At 34.9% G+C, this 23863-nt stretch carries 17 protein-coding genes; 4 read left to right on the top strand and 13 right to left on the bottom strand.

Annotated elements, in window-relative coordinates:
- Positions 1-8: 8 nt before the first annotated feature.
- Positions 9-2696 (top strand): calcium-translocating P-type ATPase, SERCA-type, encoded by a 2688-nt coding sequence (locus tag FMG_RS08190; protein WP_012291192.1) that lies wholly within the window; start codon positions 9-11, stop codon positions 2694-2696.
- A gap of 241 nt (positions 2697-2937) precedes the next feature.
- Here FMG_RS08190 and FMG_RS08185 read toward each other — a convergent pair whose 3' ends face one another.
- The 9 genes from FMG_RS08185 to FMG_RS08145 form a co-directional block, all read right to left on the bottom strand.
- Positions 2938-3894 carry an ABC transporter ATP-binding protein gene (locus tag FMG_RS08185; protein ID WP_012291191.1) on the bottom strand — a complete coding sequence of 319 codons (957 nt, stop codon included), beginning with the start codon at positions 3892-3894 and terminating at the stop codon, positions 2938-2940.
- Position 3895: 1 nt separating this feature from the next.
- Positions 3896-4855 carry an ABC transporter ATP-binding protein gene (locus FMG_RS08180; RefSeq protein ID WP_012291190.1) on the bottom strand — a complete coding sequence of 320 codons (960 nt, stop codon included), beginning with the start codon at positions 4853-4855 and terminating at the stop codon, positions 3896-3898.
- Positions 4852-5667 carry an ABC transporter permease gene (locus FMG_RS08175; RefSeq protein WP_012291189.1) on the bottom strand — a complete coding sequence of 272 codons (816 nt, stop codon included), beginning with the start codon at positions 5665-5667 and terminating at the stop codon, positions 4852-4854. The genes FMG_RS08180 and FMG_RS08175 overlap by 4 nt, the downstream gene beginning before the upstream one ends.
- Positions 5667-6617 carry an ABC transporter permease gene (locus tag FMG_RS08170; RefSeq protein ID WP_012291188.1) on the bottom strand — a complete coding sequence of 317 codons (951 nt, stop codon included), beginning with the start codon at positions 6615-6617 and terminating at the stop codon, positions 5667-5669. Before FMG_RS08170 ends, FMG_RS08175 begins: the two co-directional genes overlap by 1 nt.
- Positions 6618-6670: 53 nt before the next feature.
- Positions 6671-8275 (bottom strand): ABC transporter substrate-binding protein, encoded by a 1605-nt coding sequence (locus FMG_RS08165; protein ID WP_012291187.1) that lies wholly within the window; start codon positions 8273-8275, stop codon positions 6671-6673.
- Between the two features lie 752 nt (positions 8276-9027).
- Positions 9028-9555: a hypothetical protein gene (locus FMG_RS08160; protein ID WP_012291186.1), complete on the bottom strand. Its 528-nt coding sequence runs from the start codon at positions 9553-9555 to the stop codon at positions 9028-9030.
- A gap of 89 nt (positions 9556-9644) precedes the next feature.
- A complete protein-coding gene (locus tag FMG_RS08155) occupies positions 9645-10163 on the bottom strand; it encodes a hypothetical protein (protein WP_012291185.1) in 519 nt (172 codons plus the stop codon).
- Between the two features lies 1 nt (position 10164).
- A complete protein-coding gene (locus tag FMG_RS08150) occupies positions 10165-10809 on the bottom strand; it encodes a hypothetical protein (protein WP_012291184.1) in 645 nt (214 codons plus the stop codon).
- The gene (locus FMG_RS08145; protein ID WP_012291183.1) at positions 10793-11440 is read right to left on the bottom strand and encodes an ATP-binding cassette domain-containing protein; all 648 of its coding nucleotides are present in this window, start codon (positions 11438-11440) and stop codon (positions 10793-10795) included. Before FMG_RS08145 ends, FMG_RS08150 begins: the two co-directional genes overlap by 17 nt.
- Before the next feature lie 166 nt (positions 11441-11606).
- On the opposite strand from FMG_RS08145, the gene FMG_RS08140 reads away from it, so the two are divergent.
- On the top strand, positions 11607-12434 hold the full coding sequence (locus tag FMG_RS08140) for a hypothetical protein (RefSeq protein WP_012291182.1): 828 nt from the start codon (positions 11607-11609) through the stop codon (positions 12432-12434).
- 67 nt (positions 12435-12501) lie between these two features.
- Here the strand turns inward: FMG_RS08140 and FMG_RS08135 are convergent, their stop codons facing one another.
- Together FMG_RS08135 and FMG_RS08130 are read right to left on the bottom strand one after the other, a co-directional pair.
- Entirely contained in the window at positions 12502-13932 is a 1431-nt protein-coding gene (locus FMG_RS08135; protein ID WP_012291181.1) for a cell wall-binding repeat-containing protein, read from the bottom strand.
- Between the two features lie 44 nt (positions 13933-13976).
- The gene (locus tag FMG_RS08130; RefSeq protein WP_012291180.1) at positions 13977-14525 is read right to left on the bottom strand and encodes a hypothetical protein; all 549 of its coding nucleotides are present in this window, start codon (positions 14523-14525) and stop codon (positions 13977-13979) included.
- A gap of 413 nt (positions 14526-14938) precedes the next feature.
- Between FMG_RS08130 and FMG_RS08125 the strand changes: the two genes are divergently transcribed.
- Positions 14939-20452, top strand: coding sequence for a G5 domain-containing protein (locus tag FMG_RS08125; RefSeq protein ID WP_012291179.1), 5514 nt, complete (start codon positions 14939-14941; stop codon positions 20450-20452).
- Positions 20453-20566: 114 nt separating this feature from the next.
- Here the strand turns inward: FMG_RS08125 and FMG_RS08120 are convergent, their stop codons facing one another.
- Positions 20567-21415, bottom strand: coding sequence for a hypothetical protein (locus FMG_RS08120; RefSeq protein WP_012291178.1), 849 nt, complete (start codon positions 21413-21415; stop codon positions 20567-20569).
- 200 nt (positions 21416-21615) lie between these two features.
- On the opposite strand from FMG_RS08120, the gene rbsK reads away from it, so the two are divergent.
- Positions 21616-22494 (top strand): ribokinase, encoded by an 879-nt coding sequence (gene rbsK, locus FMG_RS08115; RefSeq protein WP_012291177.1) that lies wholly within the window; start codon positions 21616-21618, stop codon positions 22492-22494.
- A gap of 211 nt (positions 22495-22705) precedes the next feature.
- On the opposite strand, the gene FMG_RS08110 is transcribed toward rbsK, so the two are convergent.
- Positions 22706-23692 (bottom strand): LLM class flavin-dependent oxidoreductase, encoded by a 987-nt coding sequence (locus FMG_RS08110; protein WP_012291176.1) that lies wholly within the window; start codon positions 23690-23692, stop codon positions 22706-22708.
- Between the last annotated feature and the right edge of the window lie 171 nt (positions 23693-23863).

The following is a 23863-nucleotide window of genomic DNA, read 5'->3' as shown; positions in this document are numbered from 1 at the left end:
GTAAGAGATTGGATTGGTACAAGGAATCTAATGACAGTGTTATCAAAAGTTTGGATACTGACGAAAACAATGGTCTATCCGACAGTAAGGTAGCTAGTTTATTAGAAAAATACGGCAAGAACGTATTAAAAGAAAAGAAGAAAAAGTCCATGGCAGCCAAATTAAAGGATCAATTTTTGGATCCGATGATAATTATTTTGCTATTGGCATCTATTTTATCCATGGCTATTGGGGAAGTCACAGATAGTATTATTATCATCGCTATCGTTATTGTGAATGCGGTGCTTTCGATTTATCAAGAAGGTAAAGCGGAACAAGCGATTGAAGCTTTGCAAAAAATGGCAAGTCCTAAAGCCAAGGTCATCAGAAACGGCAAGATTATGGAAGTGGATTCACAAAATTTGGTTCCAGGAGATATCGTTGAATTGGAAACGGGAGATATTATTCCTGCGGATTTGAGATTGTTGGAATCTACTAACTTGAAAATCGACGAGTCATCGTTGACTGGTGAATCAGTTGCTGTAGAAAAAAATGCGAAGGATGAAATCACAACAGACGCAGGAATTGGCGACAGAACAAATATGGCGTACAGTTCATCTATCGTAAGCTACGGTAGAGCGAAGGGTGTCGTTGTAGAAACTGCACAAAACACAGAAATCGGTAAAATTGCAACGAGTTTGTCAGAAGTTGAAGACGAAGAAACTCCTCTTCAAAGAAAATTGGCACAATTATCTAAGCAATTGGGTATCATAACGGTTGTTGTGTGTGCAATTGTATTTGCGGTTGGATATTTCTTGTATGATTTTGGCGCATTGAACATGTTGATGACTGCGGTATCACTTGCAGTTGCAGCGATTCCAGAAGGACTTCCAGCTATCGTTACAATCGTGCTTAGCTTGGGAATGGGAAGAATGGCAGAGAAAAACGCCATCGTCAAGAAACTTTTGGCTGTTGAAACTTTGGGAACAACTACTGTAATTTGTTCCGACAAGACTGGTACATTGACTCAAAACGAAATGACTGTGAAGAAAATCTACGTCGATGGAACTGATGTCGATGTCACAGGAACAGGATACAAACCTGAAGGCGATTATTTGATTGAAGACCGTAAAATGCAAGAAGATGACATCAAATCTCTTAACACTTTGCTTCACATAATGAGTCTTACAAATGATTCGAAATTAATCGAAGAAGACGGAACATACAAGATTGTAGGAGATCCTACAGAAGGAGCGCTTCACACAGCAGCAGGAAAACAAAACATCACAAAAGAAGAATCCAATCAAAATTATCCTAGAATAGAAGAAATTCCATTCGATTCCGAAAGAAAGATGATGACTACATTCCACGATAAATTCTTATCTGACAAGATTATTTCCTTCACAAAAGGTGCACCAGATATAATTATTGAAAAATGTAGCAAGATTTTAATCGACAACGAAATCAAACCATTAACAGAAGAATTAAAACAAAAATTGTTGAATAAAAACAGCGAGTACGCAAAACAAGCACTTCGTGTACTGGCTTATGCACTTCGTGAACACGATGATTTGCCAAATGAAATTACATCTGAAAACATCGAAAAGAACATGGTATTTGTAGGATTATCAGGAATGATAGACCCACCAAGACTAGAAGTAAAAGATGCAATCGAAGAATGTAAAACTGCGGGAATCACACCAGTTATGATTACTGGAGATTATTTGGAAACAGCAGTAGCAATCGCGAAAGATTTGGGGATTTGTACAGACGACTCACAAGCAATCATGGGAGCTGAACTTAACAACATGACAGACGATGAAATCCGTGAAATCGTCAAAGAAAAGAGAGTTTATGCGAGAGTTTCTCCACAAAACAAAGTACAAATCGTAACAGCATTGAAAGAAAACGGACACATTGCAGCAATGACAGGTGACGGAGTCAACGATGCACCAGCAATCAAAAAAGCAGATATCGGAATTGCGATGGGAATCACTGGAACAGACGTTGCGAAGAACACTTCAGAAGTTATCCTTACAGACGACAACTTTGCGACAATTGTTCATGCAGTAGAAGAAGGAAGAATAATTTACTCGAATATCAAAAAATTCGTATCATTCCTACTAAGCTGTAACATCGCAGAAATTCTTATCGTATTCTTGGCGATAATGTTCAAATGGGACACACCATTTATACCAATTCAATTATTATGGTTAAACTTAGTGACAGACTCATTCCCAGCAATGGCTCTTGGAGTTGAAAAAGGAGAAGCTGACATCATGAACAGAGCTCCTCGTTCACCAAAAGAACCAATCATCGACAAGAACATGAGACTAAGCATTATCGTTCAATCATTGGCTATCACAGTTGCGACATTATTTGCGTACAACTACGGATTGAACCACTTCGATGGCCACATCGAATCTGCAAGAACAGTTGCATTTGCAACATTGATATTATCAGAATTACTAAGAAGTTATTCAGTAAGAAGTGAACACAAATCAGTATTCCAAATCGGAGTATTCTCTAACAAAGCATTAGTAATGGGAACATCACTATCACTATTCTTAATGCTAGCAGTAATCTACATTCCTGGAGTAAATGATGTATTCGAAACAATACCACTTCACCTTGAACACTACAAAGTAATCCTTCCATGTGCATTGTTGCCATTCGCAGCAGGAGAAATATTAAAAGCAGTAAAAAGCAAAAAATAATATATAATAAAAAAGGCGTATCGTGTGATATGAACCCCAAAATCCGGAATACGGATGGAGGGGTTTTTGTATGCCAAAATACATAAAAGAATTTAAAACAAAATTAAACGGAATGTCCCCTGTTATGTACAGATTACATTCCGCTTAAAATATTATTAAATCATTCCGTGTTTACGGGTTCAGGTCATAATGTAAATTATTTTACATATTCTAGTTCTAGCATCTCACTTTTAACTTCTCACTATATATTATGGCATGCCACTTTATGACCGGGGCTTACTTCAACCAGTTTAGGACATTCTTTCGAACAGATTTCTGTTTTATATGGGCATCGTCCTTGGAATACACATCCTTCTGGAAGGTTTATTGGACTAGGAATTTCTCTATTGCCATGGCTTAATATTTTTTCTCCAGTAACTTCTGGTTTTAAAACTGAATTTAAAAGTTCTTTTGTATATGGGTGAAGAGGATTTTCATATATATCTTTTCCGCTTCCTACTTCTAGCATATTACCGAGATACAAAACTCCAATTCTATGGGAGATATGTTGTACCATTGCAAGGTCGTGGGCAATAAAAAGATATGTTAGCCCTAGTTCTTTTTGTAAATCTTCTAGCAAGTTTACAATTTGTGCCTGAATTGAAACGTCCAGCGCCGATATTGGCTCATCGCATAGTATAAAATCCGGGTCAGTGGATATTGCTCTTGCTATTCCGATTCTCTGTCTTTGTCCACCACTAAATTGTCCCGGCTTTTTATACATAATCTCTTTTGATAGTCCTACTTTTTCTAAGAGTTTTATAACTTTATTTTTTGTTTCTTCGTTACTTAGTTGAAGTCTTGTCTTTATTGGCTCTGCAATTATCTCATAAACTGTTAGGGTTGGATTAAGTGAAGAGTATGGGTCTTGAAAAATTGCCTGAATTTCATTTTGCATAGTCTTTTTTGTACTTTTATCCTTTATGTTTTTGCCTTTATAATATACATCACCTTCGGTTATATCGTGTATACTTGTAACACACTTACCTAATGTTGACTTACCTGATCCAGATTCTCCAACTAGGCCAAAGGTCTCTCCTTTGTATATTTCTAGGTCTATTCCGTCTAATGCCTTTAAATATTTTTGCTCTTCAAACACCTTTTCTTTTTTTACAGGAAAGTACTTTTTTAGGTTTTTAATTTCAAAAATCTTTTCCATATTACACCTCAACCATATGACAGTAAACCCTATGGGTAGGGGATACTTCTTTTTTTGATAACTCTTTATTTTTACATATGTCTTGTCTTAAACTACATCTATCATAAAATGGACAGCCCTTTGGTTTTTCTGTTATTACAGGAGGATTTCCTGGTATTGGAACCAATCTTTCTTTTTCTCCAATTCTTGGAAGAGATGCTAAAAGTCCCTTCGTATATGGATGAAGTCCTTTTGTAAATAGTTCTTTTGTTGTTGCCTCTTCCATAATTTTTCCGCCATATAACACCACAACTCTATCACATGTATTTGCTACAACGCCTAGGTCGTGGGTTATAAGTAAAGTTGACTGTGTAGATTTTTCGTTTATATTGTTTAAAAGTGTTAGTACTTGTGCTTGAATTGTAACGTCTAGCGCGGTAGTTGGTTCGTCTGCAATAATAAGTTTTGGTTCTAGGCAAAGGCTCATAGCTATCATAACTCTTTGTTTCATTCCGCCTGAAAACTCATGAGGATATGATTTTATTCTATTTTTAGCGTCGGGAATGCCAACTAGGTCTAAATATTTTATGGAAATATCTCTTATTTCATTTGCACTTAAGTTTTTTCTATGTCTCTTTATAAGTTTGTACATTTGCTTTTCAATTGTAAAAAGTGGATTTAAAGAGGTCATTGGATCTTGAAAAACCATGGATATTTCATCGCCTCTAATACGCCTTAGAGTTTTTTCGTCAGCCTCTAACATGTTTACACTGTCATAAATTATTTCGCCGCTATATTTTGATTTGTCCTTCAATAAATTTAATATGGACTTTGCAGTTACAGATTTACCTGAACCCGATTCTCCTACAATTCCAAGGGTTTCATTTTCGTAAATATCAAAACTTACATTGTTTACAGCGTAGGTTGTGTATTCCTTTCCTGGAAATTCTACATTTAAGTTCTTTATTTCTACTAATTTCATTGTATCTCCTGTCTATAATAGTCTCCAATTACATTAAAGCAAAGTACTGTTAAAAGAATTAAAAGTCCTGGGAAAAGCGCCAAGTATGGTGAAGTTCCTAGATATTGTTGGGCATCTTTTAACATCGAACCCCATGAAGAGTTTGGTTGTCTTACCCCAAGTCCAAGGAAGGATAGGGAAGACTCTGTTAGTATTGCAGAAGCTACATTAACAGTAGCCGCAACTGTAAGAGTGGGAACTATGTTTCTAAGAATGTGTTTTGTCATTATCTTTTGGTGGCCAACTCCAATTAATTTTGAATATGTTACATAGTCTCTTTCTTTAACTGTTAAGGTTTCTGCACGAACTAGTCTTGCAATACCCATCCAGCTAAATAGTCCTATGATAATAATAATATTTTGAATTCCTGGTTTAAGAGCAGCGTTTAGGATTAGTATTAAAAAGAATGATGGAATACTCATTAGTATGTCAACAATTCTCATAATTATCATATCTACTTTACCGCCGAAATATCCTGAAATGATTCCAACGAATGATCCTAATATGGTTGAAATAACAACCGATAGCACACCAACTGTAAGGGAGGCCCTTGCGCCATGTAATGCCCTAGCAAAGTAATCTCTACCTAAGTCGTCAGTTCCAAAAAAATTTTCGCTATTTGGTGGAACCAGTGCATTGGTTATGTCAGTATCTATACCGTTTTTAGGATATAGGTCTGCTAATACAGCAGCTAATATGAAGAGTAGAAGAAGTGTAACAGAAAATTTGACCCTAAGGGGACTTAATTTAAAATTTTTAAAAAGTTTTTTCATTAATTCATCTCCTTTATTCTTGGGTCTACAATTCCGTAAAGTATATCTGAGATTAAGTTTCCAAGAATTAATAATACAGATGCAAACATAGTAGTTGCCATTATTAGAGGGTAGTCTGCTGTAAAGATTGAGTTCATACCAAGTTGTCCAAGGCCTGGCCATCCAAAGATGCTTTCAGTTATAAAGGCACCTGAAACAAGTCTTGGTAAGCTCATTCCAACTAGCGTGATAAGTGGAAGGAGAGAGTTTTTAAGAATACTTTTAAAGAAAAGCTCTTTCTTTGAACTACCTTGGGCAAGTTCTGTCATTACATAATCTTCTTTTAATTGATCCATCACCCTTGCTCTTACATATCTACTAATTACAGCTGTATCACCGATGCTTAAAGTAAGTACTGGTAGGATGGAGTGCTTTATTAGGTCTGCTGTTGTTTCAACACCAAGAGTTCTCATTCCAATTGATGGAAGAAGCCCTAATTTTAATGAAAAAAGATGCACAAGCATCATTGCAAACCAGAATGAAGGTATGGATATTCCTATGTAGGAAAGCAGTGTAAAAATCTTATCTACTATACCTCCTTTGCTCATTCCTGAAATAATACCGATAATTGTACCGACTATAATTGAAATTAAAAACGCACTTCCCATAAGTCCTAAAGTTGCCGGTAGTCTTTCGGTAACCTGATCCAGCACAGGTCTGTGATTTGAAAATGAGTAGCCAAAGTCGCCTTTTAAAATATCTCCTGCCCATCTTTTGTACTGAACAAAGTAACTGTCATTAAGGCCCATGTTCTCTCTGACTCTTTCTATGTCTTCCACTGTAGACTCAGGTGTTATCATTGCCCTAACTGGGTCAGATGGTGCGATTCTTACAAGCAAAAAGGAAACTATGGAAATAGTTATTATCATAGGTATGGTTTGTAAAAGTCGTCTAAGTATAAGTCTTGTCATATTATCTCCTAAATAAATGAACAATCCCTAAAAAGGGACTGTTCATTAGTTAATTATTTTGATTCAATCTTGTTGAAGTAATCAAACATGTGAATAGGTGCAGGGTTTGCTGCATCTAAGTTTTTAAACTCTTTACGAACTGCAAGAATTGATTTTACATTTGCAACAGGATATTCTACTGCATCATCAGCAAGTATTTGTTGGATTTCTTTATATTTTTCTCCACGCTTAGCTTCGTCAGTTTCTACTTTAGCTTGTTTGAATAGCTCATCAATCTTTGGATTGTTGTAATTACTGAAGTTTTCAGAAGAGTCGCTCTTAAATATTGAAGCGTATGAGTCAGGGCTGTCTCCCATTACATATCCGTTTATAGCCATGTCAAAGTCGTGGTTAGATTTATCTAATAACTTTTCGATGAAAGTTGCTCTTTCCATTGGAAGAAGTTCTACATTTATTCCAACTTTTTTAAGCATTTCTTGAATTAATAGACTTTCTTTTTCTTGAGCAGGACTTCCAGAAGTGTACATTAATTTAAGTTCTAAGTTTGCCTTACCAGCTTCCTTTAAAAGTTTTTTTGCCTTTTCTACATTGTAATCATACTTTTCAACATCATCACTAAAGAAACCAGTGTTAGTTGAGAAAACTGAATATGCAGGATCTGCAAAGTCTTTACTTAAATATGTTCCTTGAATTAGTTTAGTTTTGTCAATTGCATATGAAATAGCTTGACGAACTTTTACGTCCTTTAATTTTTCAGAGTTTAATCTGAAGAATAGGTTGTCAACCATTCCTTCAGGGAATGTAACAATTTCAAAGTTGCCATTCTTTTCAAATTTAGCTACGTCTTTAGGTTTGATATATGAAACAGAAATTTCTCCTTTTTCAAGCGCAACCATTGATGCGTTTGCATCAGGAATAACCTTGAAAGCTATACCATCAAGTTTAGCAACATCACCATGGTAGTCTTCAAATCTTTCAACTTGGTATAATTCACCAGTCTTATGTTCTTTGAATTTGAAAGGGCCACTTCCTATTGGTTTTGCATTTTTTGGACTCTTAGCAATTTCTGCTTCTCCTTCGAATACATGTTTCGGAATAGGAGAGATACCAGCTATACCATTTAAGAAAGTCATATCTACCTTAGGTAATTTGTATTCAATTGTCTTGTCATCAACTTTTTTGTATTTAACAACACCAGCATCTGACTTAAGAACATTTTGTCCCTTAGCATTTTGCTTATCATCTAATATACTGTCATAGGTAAATATAATATCATCTGCTGTTATGTCCTTACCATCATGCCACTTTATACCATCTTTTAACTTTAAAGTATAAGTTAAATGGTCTTCAGATGGAGTCATAGATTCAGCTAGACCATCATATACAACTTTCCCTGACTTAACATTGTATAACTTGTCATACAATACATTTGTAATAGTTAATGAAACTCTGTCGTTTGCAAATAGAGGGTTAACAGATGAAGGATCAGATCCAACACCTAGGACCATAAGTCCACCTTTTTTAGAAGAACCTTTTTCAGTTCCTTCAACAGCCGGTGCGTTAGGAGCATCGGTTCCTTTTTTGTCTGCTGGCTTTCCACATGCAGTTAATATGAATGCAAAAGCCATTAAAAATGCAAGTAATTTTAATTTTTTCATTTTTGCCTCCTAAAAGTATTTTTACATTATATAATTTAACATACTTGTTGCTATAGGGCAATACAATTTCTAAATTATATTATTTAATATGAACTTAATGTTTTTAAAAAATTTTTATCAAGTCTATAATCTTGGTGAAAATTTAATAATCTTATTCGCACGAAAGCACAGATCAAGCATTTTGCACGAATATCTAGACTACAAAAATTTGTGATTTCTAAATCTCAAAATCCTGAAATCGCAAGCTCGCTTACGCTCAAGCGGTGCGATTTCTGACGGATTTTTTCGATTTGAAATCAATTAAATTTTTTCCGTATGATATTCTTAGCAAAAAGGCTTGACTGTTTACATAAATTGACACTATACAGCTCGATTGTTTGCTTAAAGGTTTCGCAGAATTTACAGTTGCAGGGCAAGCGTAGGTCAAGTTGTAGCAAACATCTCGCACGAATATCTAGACTACAAAAATAAATAAATTCTAAGCTTGTGAACCTAAAATTGTGAACTCGTGCTACGCACTCAGACAGCACAATTTTTTAACGGTTCACTTCGCTTGAATTTATGCTTATTTTTTCCGTATGATATTCTTAGCTTCGATTGTTTGCTTAGACGGACACAATATTAGGGATTGCAACACGAACGTAGGTCAGATCTCCCGCAGATGTAAGAATCATCACACACCACGTTCATCTCCTAAACACTGTAATGAACACAAAAAAACAGGGAACATTCCCTGTTTTACTATTTACGCGCTATCTTGAAGTTGGCGATGTCATTCCTTTGAGCAATTGACCAGTGACGGCGTCTCTTTCATTTTCGTGTTTTTGATGTAGTGCGTTGTATTTTATTGTGTATGTTTGTGATTGTTTGTCTAATTTGATTTCCCAATTTTCGATGTCTTCTTTTTCAAGGTAATTTTCTTTTAGTTCCATCTCTTTTATTTTGTCTTCGTCCAAGAACACATTATTCTTTCTTTTTTCTTTTGTTTCTGGGTCTTCTCCTTCAAGGTCGAGTCCGTTTTGCACTTTTACTCCATCACTGCTGACGTTTGCTTCGGAGTCGCCGTTTTTTGCGACTATTCCATCTTTTCCAATTTTTGCTTCGGAGTCGCCATTCTTAGCGTTGATTCCGTCTTTTCCGATACTGACTTCTGAGTCACCGTTTTTGATATGTATGCCGTCTTCTCCAGAAGTTTTTACGCCAGTATTTCCAACATTTTTCACTCCACAAGAACTTAGCATTACACATGCCAACAATACTACCAATAATTTCCTCTTCATGATATTATCCTCCTTAAATTTATTATACCCCGTAAATTGATTTGCGACGTGGAAAATGTTTACAAAAAGTCAAAGATGTGTCAAACAAATTACAACAAATTACTGAAAATTAAAATTTTTAAAATGAAAATCGCTGCTACTAATATAATTGCTGAACATAAAACGAATACGCATTCTTTTAATTTAATTATAGGTTCATCAATTTTGGTGTTTTTTTCTATGTTTACTTTGACGATACTTGTAGAAATATAAAATATTATCATACTTACAAAATAATATTCTGTTAGATAGATTGATTTCATTATGAAAAAATCTAAGATAACAGCCAAGACTAAGAATATACTAGATAAGTAGCACATTGATTTTATGGTATCTTTTCTAAGAGATTTAACATTTCTAGGTTGATATAAAAGCAAGAACTTTGATTTGTGTACATTCATAACACTAAAATACAATATGAAAAGTATACTTAATAAAGTAGTGGAGAAATTCAATCCATATAAATTCTGCGGTGATTTTATAGAAGAAAATACACTTATGAAAAGTATTACAATTAGTTCGTATTTAATTTTGTCGCGTAAGATGTAATAAAAAATAAGTTTTGTCATTTTATTCTCCTTTTATATTGGGAGCTTTAAGTAAAAGTGGATTAACACAAAAAAGTATTATAAATGTTGGAATCATGTACCATAATTGCAATTTTGGTAGTAACTTTTCTAAATCAATTCCCAAATTTGGGAAATTCAAACTAGAAAATAATAAAACATAATATGAAATTCTAAGGGCTGTGTACAGTATATTTGATTTTCTTGTATTTTCTGTCAGATAGAAGAATAATGTATCCACAAACATGTAAAAATAAATAATCGAACCATACATAAAGAAAGATTTGATTTCAAGAATATCTACAGAAGTTGGAAATAACAAATAAATTATGAAGATGTATGTAATCGTAGCTTTCTTATACATGAAGTATTTTCTGACTTGGTTTTTGTTAAAGCTTGGGAAAAAGGTCATAAAATCCATTTCTCTTTGAGTTATACTATCAGTTCTTATCTTGAAAAACCCCATAAAAGCTAAGAAAAACGCGAATAAAGCTTTTATCACATAATGGTCTGATGGTAGAGAACTCAAATATTTTAAAAACAAAAAAATCGCTGAGATTATCAAAACGAATTGGATTGCACCTGATATTTTATCTATTTTTATTTCCTTAAAACGTAGTTTCATATCCAATTTAAATATTTCTTTCAAAAATCTCGTCCTCCAGTTGCTTTTTATCTTTTGAATTTGCGAATACTTTTTTTACCTTACCATTTTTCAAAAGCACAAACTCATCACATATATCAATAAGGCTGTCTAAAATATGTGATGAAATCAAAATTGTAGACTTTTCCTTCAATTGAAGGATTAATTTCTTGATTTCATAAGAATATTTCAGATCGATACTATTAAATGGTTCGTCCATAATTATGAGGGAATAATCACCTGTTAAAATGTTAATCAGAGTTAACTTTTTCTTCATTCCTTCAGATAATTCAGAAATTAAAGTATCTTTCTTGTCTTCTAGTCCAAGTTCAACTATTAAATCTTCGGACGTTTTACCGGAAGGGGAGTATTCATTTACAATTTTACAAAATTCACTTACTGTTAAAAAATAATACGGAGATATTTGGGAAGGTATGTATAAAATATCATTTTCGTTATAATCTTGGACATCAAAACTTGCGTTTGCTTTTATCATTCCGGATAATACATCCATCAAAGTTGTCTTACCAGCACCGTTTTCTCCAATCAGTCCTATAATTTTATTGTTTCCTATTTCTAGACTTTCGATGTCTAACTCGAAATTTTTGTATTTCTGATTTATTTTTCGTATAAACATGTGATCTCCTTAACGTAATCAAATACTAGTTATATATATAATAATATATATTTGTAAAAAAGTCACACACGCTAAGTGCCTATTTATAAATTATTTCAATAAATGCTACGTCTGCTTTTTCTCATATTTACTATTTTGCTATGGTATAATAAAGTTGGAGGATAGTATGAGTTATTTTAATTATTGGATAAGTGTTCTAGTGGTGTTTGCAATTATATTTTTGTTTGCCAGAACGATTTCAAATGAAAAGCAAATTGTCGCATTTTTTTCGAAATTAATCTACGTTGTAATTATTCCGGCTAATATTGCGATTAGTTTGAGTGAACTTACGTACAAGAATTTCAACATCAAACTCGGTGTGTTTTTTGTGTATTTGTGGATATTGTCTAAGATTATGACGATGATTTTCCAAATCAACACGAAGGACAAGGATTCGTTGGAACCTGCGTTTATTTTCTCGAATATTATCGTGATGAGGCCTTTTTTACAAAATGTTATGGACAAGAATATTCTGAACAATCTGGTTATAATTTCTTGTGTGATTTATCTTGTGTACATGCTTTACAAGAGAATTTTCAATGTGACAGACTTTTTGATGGCGATGGGTTTTTCTGTAGCTTTTTGTATTTGTGCGATTTACAAGTTCTCATACATACTAACTCCTCTGAAAATTATTCAATCGACAAGTTCAGTTGTGATTATAATAGCATTTGCACTTGCAATTTCAAGTATTGATTTGAAAAGCTTATTGGATTTGACATCCATCATGCTTGCTGTTGTGAATTTGCTGATAATTCCGGTGTTTACATACGTCGTTGTGAGTGCTGTGACGAACAATCAGCAGTTGATTAAATCTATAATTATGTACACTGCGATTGGGCCAACGTTTGTGATTTCGTCCGATTTTTATAAGAAAACGAAAACGAGAATTACGGAGATCGGATTTTTGTTGTCGGTCGTTACGATGTATATTTTGAATTATTTGTTCTTTTAATAGGCGAGGGTTTCGTCTATTTTTTTGCATCAAAAAAAGAGGACATTGTCCTCTTTTGATTTTTTCGTTATTCCAATGGTCTGTAATCTTCTGCCAATGCATCTCTCAAGTATACGAACAATTTGTCGTATTCTTTGATTGCACTGTAGTATTTGTTGTTTGGAAGTACGTAGTATTTTTTGTAATCTTTTGTGAAGGCTTTGATTATGCCTTTTCCTTGTTTGTCGACAAGTGGTTTGTCGATGTCGAGTCCCGATATTAATATTACTTGTGTGGAGTAATTGTTTTTGGTAACTGTGTTGTATCCTCCGATTGTAGTTAATTTGTAAATGGAGTTGGTTTTTTTCAAATATTCTCTAACTGAAAGTGGTAGGACGTCTTTTTTCACAAGCAAGATTGGCGCTTTGATTTTTTGTGCAACTGTCGATGACACGAGTGCATCGGCGAACACTTCACCGCTTGTAGTGATGACTTCTGCTGGGTTTGCGTTCACTCTTTTTGCGACTTCAACGCTGGATTCGTATCTGTCCACACCTGCAAGTCTTGTGACAGGTTTTCTAGTCAAGGCTTCGATTTGGTTTTTCACAGATTGATTTACAGATATTTCTCCACCGACGATTGTCACGTTGTGGATATTTCCCAATGATTTGATGAAATTTGCAGTAGATTGGTTAATGCCATCATTACTTACAAGTAGTATCGGTGCATTTTGGTGTGCTGCAAGACTTGTAGCATACAATGCATCTGCATAATTTGTTCCTGCGGCAAATATCAAGTTAGTGGTTTTTGCACGAGTTCTCGCAGATTGAGCTGATGTGTCGTAACGATTACTTCCCATAATTCTAGTGATTTTTGCGTGTGGGAAATTTCTTTTCAAACTATTTTCAACCTTTTTACTTATAGTATTCACGCCACCCATTAGATAAATCTCGTCCAAGAACATCTTGTCAAGCGCAGATTTGGTTTCGATGGATAATGAATTTTTCCCAGTGTACAAAAGTGGGTATTTGCCCATAGACACATTCGTTGCACTGATTGCATCGGGATATGCGTTGTCGTTGACAAGAATTACCTTGTTTGTATTCGCAAAGTAATGACGTTGCACATTCACTGCAGTCTTCGCCCTGTTTTCACCTTGGAATCTTTGGTGAATAACATTTTTGAACACACCATCTTCGTTAGTGGTGATTTGGTCTTGTTTTTTCTCGTTTTTTTTCTTCTCGGAAGAATCTTTTTTATCCGTTGCATCTTTTTTATCAGATGTATCTTTTTTATTTGACGTATCCTTTGCATCAGATTTTTGATCCTTCGCACCAGCTTGTTTGTCTTTTGCATCTGTCTTTTTGCTATTTGTATCTGCATCAGATTTTGTTGCAGAATCAAATGTATGAGCTTCTATCTTTTCAGAAATTCTATCATTTGTGCTATCCTTGTCTGCAACGCTCACCACAGGCAAACTCAACATACAAGCTAGCATCAAAGCCACCAATTTTTTCATAAAACACTCCTTTTAATTCCTAACTACATCACAACTAATTAAAACTAATTCAAAATGATGAAAAACAACAAAGTTGTACCCATCAGAAAACCAATCGCACTCACGATAATCTTGACAATTGCAGCCGTAATCGTCGCCTTGTTCAAAAAATCGGGTTTGAATTTGTCGTACATCACAACGCTGTACACAAACCCCGATATCACATTTACAATCACGCTAACAACTGGAATTCTCGTATTAAACACAGAAGCCAAGACAATTGTAACCAAAGTGTACACGCTAGCCTTAGCCAAAAACTCTGAGTTCGATATCTTTTCTGCCATATCTTTTTTCAAAAAACTTGTCGCAACCCAAAAACTCAATACACATGAAAAAGGCGACATGACAGTCTTCGAAAAATACGACAATGGAAGCGACAAATTCAAGAAATCTTTCGATGAATTCGGAGGACTAATCCTCATCCACAACATAAATGAAAGTAAACTAATTACTCCCGAAATAATCAACGTGAACATCCAGGCACCTTGTTTCTTTTCTATTGTTTTGATATGTTTTTGTAAACGTGAAAACACTTCACCATAAAAATTTTTCATAAAAACTCCTCTTAATTTATACATTTATTATAACCCAGTACAACAAAGCATTCAATAAATTAGAATTTTCATTCATATACATTTCATAAAACATTGTTAATATTATTTATTGGAACAATTTCTTGAACTAGTCTCATAAAAGAGACGACAAATCACGACTAATCTCAAGCAAACAAATACAATCAAGCAAGCAAAAGGAACAAAAAAATAACGAGCTACATCAAGTTTCAACAAATTTAATAAAGTTTTAAAATATTTTGCAAAATTCTTGAAAAAAATCATGTTTTTTATTGACGTTTGTAATCATTTTAATGTATAATTTTAAGTTGACAGGTAAAGTATTTTTGAAATACTAGCACAATTATAGAATATTAAAAATTAAAAATAAATGAAAAAATAAGGGGGAGAATAACTTGAAAATAAACAAAAAATTACTAATGGCTGCACTAGCCAGTGTAGTAATAGTATCGGCGCCACAAGCAAAAACATACGCCGACACTCAAACAGATGACACACAAGCTGTCACAGAAAAACTAATTGATGATCAAATTGCAAAAACAGAACAACCTGCTGAACAAAACAATTCAGAAAAAGTTAACGCAGAAGAAAAACAAAACCAACAAGAAAGCTCTGAATTAAAAGAAGAAAAGGAAATTAATTCCAAAAAATCAGGATTTGGATCACAAGCATTAAATCATCCAGCACAAGCTACAGCAGTAACAGGCTTGGGCAATGAAGGATTGGGAGTATCAGAAGAAAAAACACCACAAGCTCAAGGAGCAGGAGAAACTTCCGCTCAAAAAGCAACTGACCCAAACTATGGTAAAGATGAAAAGGAAATCAAGGACTATGGATCTGAACGATACAAGACAACAGACCTTCAACCAGGAAATGTAAATCAGACTCAATACAATACTGATGAGAAGAAAGTAAAAGACGGCTTTAAATTTGAATTTAAAAACCCATCTTCAACATCACCAAGTAAGACTGAATATGGTTACCAAATTACCATAGACAAGAAAACTGGTCAAAGAACCTATACCAGTATTACTGTTACAGACGGTGGAAAGGTACCTGTACCAACAGGTGAAAAACCTATGATGGGCCAAGGAGAAAAACTTACTCCTGAATCTCCTGATGTAACATACCAACCAACAGAGAATAGTACGATTGACGCTGGTGGACCGCAAAGAAATTTAAACTACGTAGCTAACGAAGATACCCTAAAGCACATTAATAACAAGGATAACTCCTCCACATCTTTCGGTATGAAAGACAATTACACTCAAGATAACCCAAGAGTTAAGTTTTTTGGAGGTAACTTCGCTTTAGATTACAAAGTAAACCCATGGCCAAATGAAAATGATAAGCTTCAAGAACTAAAGCTAAATCAACAAGGCTCAAAATTAAAAGATAAGTACTTTGTCCAAGGTCAAGATATAGACACAGGGATTAAGATAGATAATGTGGATGATAATGCCAAGGAAAGACTTGTCGGCCAAGTTTATAACCCTATTACAGGAAAAATTGTTCCGGGAGCAAGTGCCTATATTGGAGATGATGGAAATATCCATATCAAGCTACCTGAAGGCGCCCTAAAAAAAGATAAAGATGGCAAGACTGTCATCAATGAAGACTCTATCTTTAATACTGAAGATTATAAAGCTCTTCAAAATCTAGATGTCAAATTCTTTGCCCGTCCAAGAACTAAAGAAGAATTTAAAAAAATAGCAGAAACACCAGACGAATTTGGTGAAAAAGGAACATACACAGGCTCAGAAGCTGGTACTGCCGACATCAACCATAAGGGAACTAATGTCACAATCGACAAGCAAGGCATCGACCGCTACGACCACTACAACCTTATAGGTGGCTTCAAGCTAAACCTAGATGATACAAGATACTACGACCAATCCTTTGAAGATGGCAATGGTGATGATACATCTAAGGTGACATCATCAGCAGTTAAACCAGGCGAGCCTTTTGAAGTTAAAATGGTAACGCCAAAAGAAAATCCAAAACAAAATCAAAAAACTGCTGATGAAATGAACGAAGCTGAAGGCAGAGGAGAAGCTTCTGGTAGGCTAATCATGGACTTTATCAATAAGGAAAATAAGGGCAAGGCAGAAGCAGACCAATGGAAGGTAGATGTAGACCCTCACGATATTTCTAAGTTCACCATCACACCACCAAAATCAGCTAAAGCCGGAGACTTTATAGCAATACCTATAGAATACACTTATACAAACGGATCAAAAGACGTTCACTGGTTCCACTTTGTAGTCCAAGAGTCAACCTACATCAAGCCGGAATACGACGCTCAAGTTAACTACCCAGTTAATGAGCAAACATCAGAGGCAACAGTTCCACAAGATGATAAGAGAATTAAACCAAATAGCTATTCTCTTCCAGATACCCTTGAAACTGATCAAGCTGGTAACAAGCTAGCCATAGATGATCATGGAAATAAGTGGACTGTAAAAGTTGATGAAAAAACAGGTAAGGTTACCGCAAAGCCAGTAGATCCTAAAGCCTTTAACGGTGGGGAAAAGCTAACAGTACCAGTAGTATCTCACTATGTAGATAAACAAAAACCAGGCCAAGACATCACTGAAGAATCATACGCCTACTTCGTAATCGAAGAAAAGGCAAATATGACCGCTCGTTACAATGCCAAGGCAGGTAAATCAGGAGATAAGCTATCTTCAGATGTTATCTTAAATACAGAAGATCACTACAACAGAAGGCCAGGCAAGTATACTATTGATTCACCAACATATACAGACGATAAGGGCAATGTTTGGAATGTCTCAATAGATGAAAAGACAGGTAAGATAACTGCTACAGTACCAAATGCTGAAGAAGGTAAGTCAGTTGACGGGGCCCTACTAAATGTACCTGTAACAGCTCATTATTATGAAGAAGACGGCAAGCTAGAAGTTGGTACAAAGAAGACGGAAGCTCAATTTGTAGCCTATGGTACAAATGGTAAATTAGAAAAAACTGAAGAAATTCCTTTTGAAACTAAGGTAGTAAAAGATCCTAAGCTTAAAAAAGGTGAAATCAAAGTTATTACTGAAGGTGAAAAAGGATCTAAGAAAGTAACTTATACTATTGAAGATTCAAAAATTACTGACACTAAGGAAGAAGAATTAAAAGCACCTCAAGAACGCCTAATCCATGTAGGTGAAGGTGTAAATGACGGAACTCACAAGATCGAAGAAAAAGTTGAAGTACCATTTGAAACTGAAATCCAATTTGATGATAGTCTAAAACCAGGCGAAACTAAAGAAGTTCAAAAAGGTGAAGCCGGAGAAAAGAAAAGAGACGTAACTCTTACAATACAAGACGGCAATGTAACCAAAACTGAAGTTGGGGACTTTACCGAAACTAAAGCTCCTAAAAAGAGAATTATAAAAGTAGGTAGAAATACCGAAGGTAAGGTAGAGCACAAGGAAGAGCTACCATTCAAATATAAGGTTGAAGAAGTAGACACACTTAAAAAAGGTGAATACAAGATTGTAAAACCAGGTAAGGTTGGAACAAAAACAACAACTTGGACAATTAAAAATTCTAAAGTCGAAGGCGAGCCAACTGTAACAGAAGTTGCTGCAGAAGATGCACTTATCCAAGTAGGTAAGGGAACTAATGACGGTACTCACGAAATCGTAGAAAAGAAAGCCTTAGATTATAAAACAAAAATCGAATACGATGAGAACCTAGATGCTGGTCAACAAGAAGTTGTTAAAGAAGGAAATCCAGGAGAACAAGAAAGAACAAATACACTTGTTATCAAGGATGGCCAAGTAACTGAAACTAAAGAAGGCGAATTCAAGACAACTAAAGAAGCAACTGATAGGGTTGTAAAGATTGGTACAAAACCAGTAACAAAAGTTGTAGAAAAACCATTTAACACAGAATATATTTATGACGAAAATCTTGAATCTGGTAAAACTGAAGAAGTAACTCCAGGTAAAAATGGCAAGGTTACAATCACAACAACTTATGACAAGGACCAAAAGAAAGTTGTAACTTCTGAAACAGAAGAAAAAGGTCAAAACAGAGTTGTTAAAATCGGTGGGAAGACTAACGGAACTGAAAAAGTTAAGGAAGAAATTCCATTTGAAGTTGAAGTTAGAAAAGACCCAAGCCTAAAGAAGGGTGAATGGAAATATGCTACTGATGATCAAGGCAATGAATTAAGAGGAGAAAAGGGAGAGCAAGAAAGAACTCTAACTATAGAAAACTCCAAGGTAACAAATACTTCTGAACCAACAGTAACTAAAAAAGCTAAAAAGGCAGTAATTCTAGTTGGTGAAGGCACAAACGACGGTACTCACGAAATCAAAGAAAAGAAAGAATTACCTTTCGAAACTAGATATGAATACGATGACTCATTAGAACCAGGCCAAGAAAAAGTTGTAACTCCAGGTTCTCCAGGAGAGCAAGAAAGAACAAATACTCTTGTAATCAAAGATGGAAAAGTTGTAGAAACTAAAGAGGGTGAATTTAAGACAACTAAAGAGCCTCAAGAAAGATTAATTAAAATCGGTAGAAAACCATCTGAAGGCGAAACTACAAAGACTATCGAAAGAGAAATTCCTTATGAAACTAAGGTAATCTATGATAAAAATCTTGAAGCTGGATTCCAAAAAATTGAAAATGAAGGAAAACCAGGTAAGGAAGAAGTTACAATTACTCAAAAGATAAAAGATTCTAAACCAGTTGGTGAAGCTACAGAAACTACAAAGACTATCACAGAAAAAGAAGATAGGGTAGTAAGAATCGGTGTTAAACCAGTTGTAAAAGAAACTGAGCTTGGAAACAACACTGAATACAGACACAACCCAAAACTTAAAGCTGGCGAAACAAAAGTTATCGAAGAAGGTTCTAAGGGATCTGTAAAATACACAACTACTTTCAATAAGGAAACAGGCAAGCTTGAAGTTAAGGAAGAAAGAACTGAACCAAAGAACAAAGTTGTAGAATATGGTTCTAAGACTGATGGTGAGTTCAAGTACGAAAGCGAAAAAGCTTACGACATCATAATTAGAGAAAATCCAAATCTTGAAGCTGGAAAGACTAATGTTATCCAAGAAGGTAAGCCAGGTAAAACTGAAACTACTGTTAAGATAGAAAACAGCAAGGAAGTTTCTAGAGATACAAAGACAATTACAGAAAAACAAGATAAGATTATCGAAATTGGAACTAAAAATGTCTGCGAAATCCCACCAGTAAAACCAGAAGATCCAACAAAACCAGGTAAAGAAGATCCAACAAAACCGGGCAAAGAAGATCCAACAAAACCAGGTAAAGAAGATCCAACAAAACCAGGTAAAGAAGATCCAACAAAACCGGGTAAAGAAGATCCAACAAAACCGGGTAAAGAAGATCCAACAAAACCAGGAGAAAAGGATCCAGAAAATCCAACAAAGCCAGGAGAAAAGGATCCAGAAAACCCAACAAAACCAGGAGAAAAGGATCCAGAAAAACCAGGAACACCAGGTGAAAACAAGCCAAATGAACCAGGTACACCGGGTGAAAAGCCAAACGAACCAGGTACACCAGGTGAAACTCCAGAAGAAAATGGCAAAAAACCAGAAGAAAACGGAAAGACACCTGAAAACAACGGAAAGACTCCGGAAGAAAATGGTAAAACTCCAGAAAATAACGGAAAAACACCTGAAAACAATGGAAAGACTCCTGAAAACAATGGAAAAACTCCAAACAAACCAAATGAAACACCAAAAACTCCTGAAACTACTGAACAAGGAAAACGCAAAGAAAAAGCAGACATTCCTAATAGAAAATCTGCCAATAAATTGCCAAAAGCAGGTAGTGAAAGTGAAATCATGATGTTATCAATGTCAGCATTGACGACAGCAGCTGGATTCATTGGATTGAAGAAAAAACGTAAAGACAGATAATCTTTAATACAAGATTACAACTCTTATTCAATAATCAAACAAAGCCTAACTCGTATGAGCTAGGCTTTTTGATTGCACACAAAAACCCGACCTCAATAGAGATCGGGTAAAATTTTATCTAAGCATATTTGAAAATGAATTGTAGATTAGTAATCCTACCAAAGTTACCAATAAAATTTCCAATATGAACACTACAATTCTGATTACGATTTGTGCGATGAATGATTTCAAACCAACCTTGAAACTGTCTTTTTCCAAATATAAATCAAGGAAAGTTGCAGAATAAGCTAACATTCCTGTGAAACAACCAATTATGCTTCCGATAAATCCAAGCGGTGTAAGTATGAACATGAATATACCGTTGATTATCGAGAATACACCGCCCTTGACATCTCTTGTGCAAGCAGGTGGAGTTGGTCTCATATAACTTTTCGTAAACATGTAGATTAATCTCGTCATCACGTAGTTGATTAGAGGCACCGTAATCAAAGTAATAATTGAAATTGTAGGTGTGTGGAAAACTTTCGTCAATTCTCCAAGAGAACCTTTTGTTGTAACACTAGCCCAAATAGCACTAGTCAACGCAGCGATCAATCCTGATGTTAAAAATGAATAAATAATTCCGTGCTTTGTCGATGCGTAAAAATCGTAGATTTTCTTGGAATATTGATTGATGAATTTTACACATTTCAAATACCAATCTGGTGAATCGTTTTGCTTGTAGTTCTCATATTCTTCGTTGTCTTCTTTTCTTTCTTTTTGAGTGTATTTTTGGTTGATTTCTTCAAATACATCATCTGTAGATTTTGTAGATTCTTGTGATTCGGTAACATCTGAAACCTTGTTCACATCATCCACACCCTCTACAGGGCTTGATTGGAAGTAATTATCAGAATGAGCAATATCTTCATCTGACACATAACTTTTGAGATTTTGTTTGAAATCTTGTTTCTTATCGTCCATAGTCTCCTCCTATTAATATTTCTTATTTAATAATATACCCATTTGAAAAATATCCATTCATAAATTTGATAAATTATTGTGGCTTTTTTATTCAGTCACATTGTTTTTTGTTTGAATTACAAAATCCAATTTGTATTGTATAATATAATATAGATTATTATGAAAAATTCTAATTGTTTTTATGAAATGAGGAGAGATTTATGGCAATTTTAGTTATAGGAAGCGTGAATGTAGACACTACATATAATTTGGAAAATTTCCCGAAACCAGGAGAAACCATTTCGTCACTTTCGAAGAGCAGATCTGTCGGTGGCAAGGGAGCAAACCAAGCGATTGCTTGCCAAAAACTTGGTGGCGATGTGAAGTTTCTTGCGTGCGTGGGAAATGATATGGATGCAGATTTTATTTTCAAAAATATGCGTGAATACGGTGTTGACACATCAAACATTATCAAAAAATATGTTGACACGGGAACTGCGCTTATAAATGTGGACAAGACTGGTCAAAACCAAATTGTTTTGGATCATGGGGCAAATTATGCGATTTCAATTCAAGATATCGACGACAACATCGAGCTTTTGGATGAATGTGATATTTTGATTTTGCAAATGGAAATTCCACAAGAAGTCAACGAATACGCTATTAAAAAAGCGAAGGAAAAGGGAGTTTTCGTGATATTAAACCCTGCTCCAAGTGAGTTCGAAGTGGAAAATATTTTGGACAAGGTGGATTTGTTCGTGCCTAATGAAAATGAAATTTTGAGATATTCAACCAAAAAAAACATGAAAGAAGCAGCAGATGAATTGCTTGATAAAAATGTAGGATCCGTGATAATAACCTTGGGAGAAAATGGCTCTGAGTATTTTTCAAAAACAGAACACATCAAACAAGAAGCCATCAAGGCAGATGCGGTTGACACAACATCAGCAGGAGACAGCTACATCGGAGCGATGGCAGTCATGCTCGATCAAAAAAAATCAATCAAAGAAGCGATGGAATTTGCCACAAAAGTATCTTCAAAAACAGTAACCAGAAAAGGATCGGGAGAATCCATCCCAACAATAGATGAAATAATGTAGAGCTTTCAGGATTTTTCCTGAAAGTTTTTTATAGAAAATCAAACTAATATTAAATAAACCATCATACACAAATATCAGATATTAGTGCGTGATGGTTTGCTTTTTTTACTTATAGATTATTTCAATATATTATTATTTCAGGACAAAGTCTGTGATTTTTTATTACAACACAAAACCATCCAGAATTTTCTGGATGGTTTTTCTATAAACTCTACTCGTTCAACGCCAAATCTTGTATGATTTCGTAGTTTTCTTTTAATAATTTGAAATCTGGAATGTAGGATGCGGCGATGATTTCGTCTGGATTGTATTTTTGTTTTATTTCCATGAATTGGTCCTTTACGGAATTCACGTCTCCTTCTATTCGAAGGCCTCTTGCTGTTCTTATCATGAATTTTTCGATTGATGTGAGTTCGGGGCTGTTATTAGGGTCAGCTTTTAAGAATGCATCTCTATTGTTTCTGTTTTGGATTTGCAAGAATATGGAGATTGCTTGTTGTTTGATGTGTTCTGCGGCGTCTTTCTCGTAAGCTGCGTTGGCAGATACTCCAAGCATGACGTATGGTTTGTCCAAGTATTTTGATGGTGTGAATTCTTCGCGGTAGATTTTGAGTGCGACTTCGACTGTGTTTGGCGAAAAATGTCCTGCGAATGAGTATGGTAGTCCCAATTGTGCTGCGATGTGTGCAGATGTCATGGAGCTTCCCAAAATATACACTGGAACGTGTGTGCCAACTCCAGGGTATGGGCGCACTTTGAAATTTTCCGCTTCCTCTTCAAAATAGCTTAAAAGTGTTCTGATGGCTTCTTTGAAGTTATCTTCCTTATAAGTGTCTCTGTAGATTAATTTCGCTGTGTCGATGTCTGTTCCTGGCGCTCTTCCGATTCCCAAATCAACTCTTTTGGGATACAATGTTTCGAGCGTTCCGTATCTTTCTGCTACTTGAAATGGTGTGTGGTTAGGTAGCATTACACCGCCTGCTCCGACTTTTATTCTTTGAGTGTTTTCTAAAATATATCCGATAATCAAATCTGTTGCTGAGCATGAGATTGATTTGGAGTTGTGGTGTTCTGCAACCCAATATCTTTCGAATTTTTGTCCGTCAGCCCATTTTGCAAGTTCCAATCCACGATCGATTGATTGTTTTGTTGTTTCATCTACAAATCTTGGTATTAAATTTAATATTGATATTTTCATGAATTATCCCCTTTCTGTTAGTATGAATTTATTATATAAATATGTGATTGTCAAATAAATTTTACACAATACTAATGTGATAGTAAACTATTGAAGAATATTTGAACAAATGGTATAATTAATTCAATAAATAAATTTGTTTTATTTTTACCCAATTTGGATAAATATATA

The sequence above is a fragment of the Finegoldia magna ATCC 29328 genome, from assembly GCF_000010185.1.
In the GTDB taxonomy this organism is placed as follows: domain Bacteria; phylum Bacillota; class Clostridia; order Tissierellales; family Peptoniphilaceae; genus Finegoldia; species Finegoldia magna_H.
Note: the sequence above shows the minus strand (reverse complement) of the source record. Positions and strands in the feature narration are given on the sequence as shown.

Bases quoted from the DNA above. Each gene is read 5' to 3' on its own strand.
- FMG_RS08120 (WP_012291178.1), bottom strand. From the start codon at position 21,415: ATGGACGATAAGAAACAAGATTTCAAACAAAATCTCAAAAGTTATGTG.
- FMG_RS08135 (WP_012291181.1), bottom strand. From the start codon at position 13,932: ATGAAAAAATTGGTGGCTTTGATGCTAGCTTGTATGTTGAGTTTGCCT.
- FMG_RS08140 (WP_012291182.1), top strand. From the start codon at position 11,607: ATGAGTTATTTTAATTATTGGATAAGTGTTCTAGTGGTGTTTGCAATT.
- FMG_RS08145 (WP_012291183.1), bottom strand. From the start codon at position 11,440: ATGTTTATACGAAAAATAAATCAGAAATACAAAAATTTCGAGTTAGAC.
- FMG_RS08155 (WP_012291185.1), bottom strand. From the start codon at position 10,163: ATGACAAAACTTATTTTTTATTACATCTTACGCGACAAAATTAAATAC.
- FMG_RS08165 (WP_012291187.1), bottom strand. From the start codon at position 8,275: ATGAAAAAATTAAAATTACTTGCATTTTTAATGGCTTTTGCATTCATA.
- rbsK (WP_012291177.1), top strand. From the start codon at position 21,616: ATGGCAATTTTAGTTATAGGAAGCGTGAATGTAGACACTACATATAAT.
- FMG_RS08160 (WP_012291186.1), bottom strand. From the start codon at position 9,555: ATGAAGAGGAAATTATTGGTAGTATTGTTGGCATGTGTAATGCTAAGT.
- FMG_RS08175 (WP_012291189.1), bottom strand. From the start codon at position 5,667: ATGAAAAAACTTTTTAAAAATTTTAAATTAAGTCCCCTTAGGGTCAAA.
- FMG_RS08185 (WP_012291191.1), bottom strand. From the start codon at position 3,894: ATGGAAAAGATTTTTGAAATTAAAAACCTAAAAAAGTACTTTCCTGTA.
- FMG_RS08180 (WP_012291190.1), bottom strand. From the start codon at position 4,855: ATGAAATTAGTAGAAATAAAGAACTTAAATGTAGAATTTCCAGGAAAG.
- FMG_RS08170 (WP_012291188.1), bottom strand. From the start codon at position 6,617: ATGACAAGACTTATACTTAGACGACTTTTACAAACCATACCTATGATA.
- FMG_RS08130 (WP_012291180.1), bottom strand. From the start codon at position 14,525: ATGAAAAATTTTTATGGTGAAGTGTTTTCACGTTTACAAAAACATATC.
- FMG_RS08110 (WP_012291176.1), bottom strand. From the start codon at position 23,692: ATGAAAATATCAATATTAAATTTAATACCAAGATTTGTAGATGAAACA.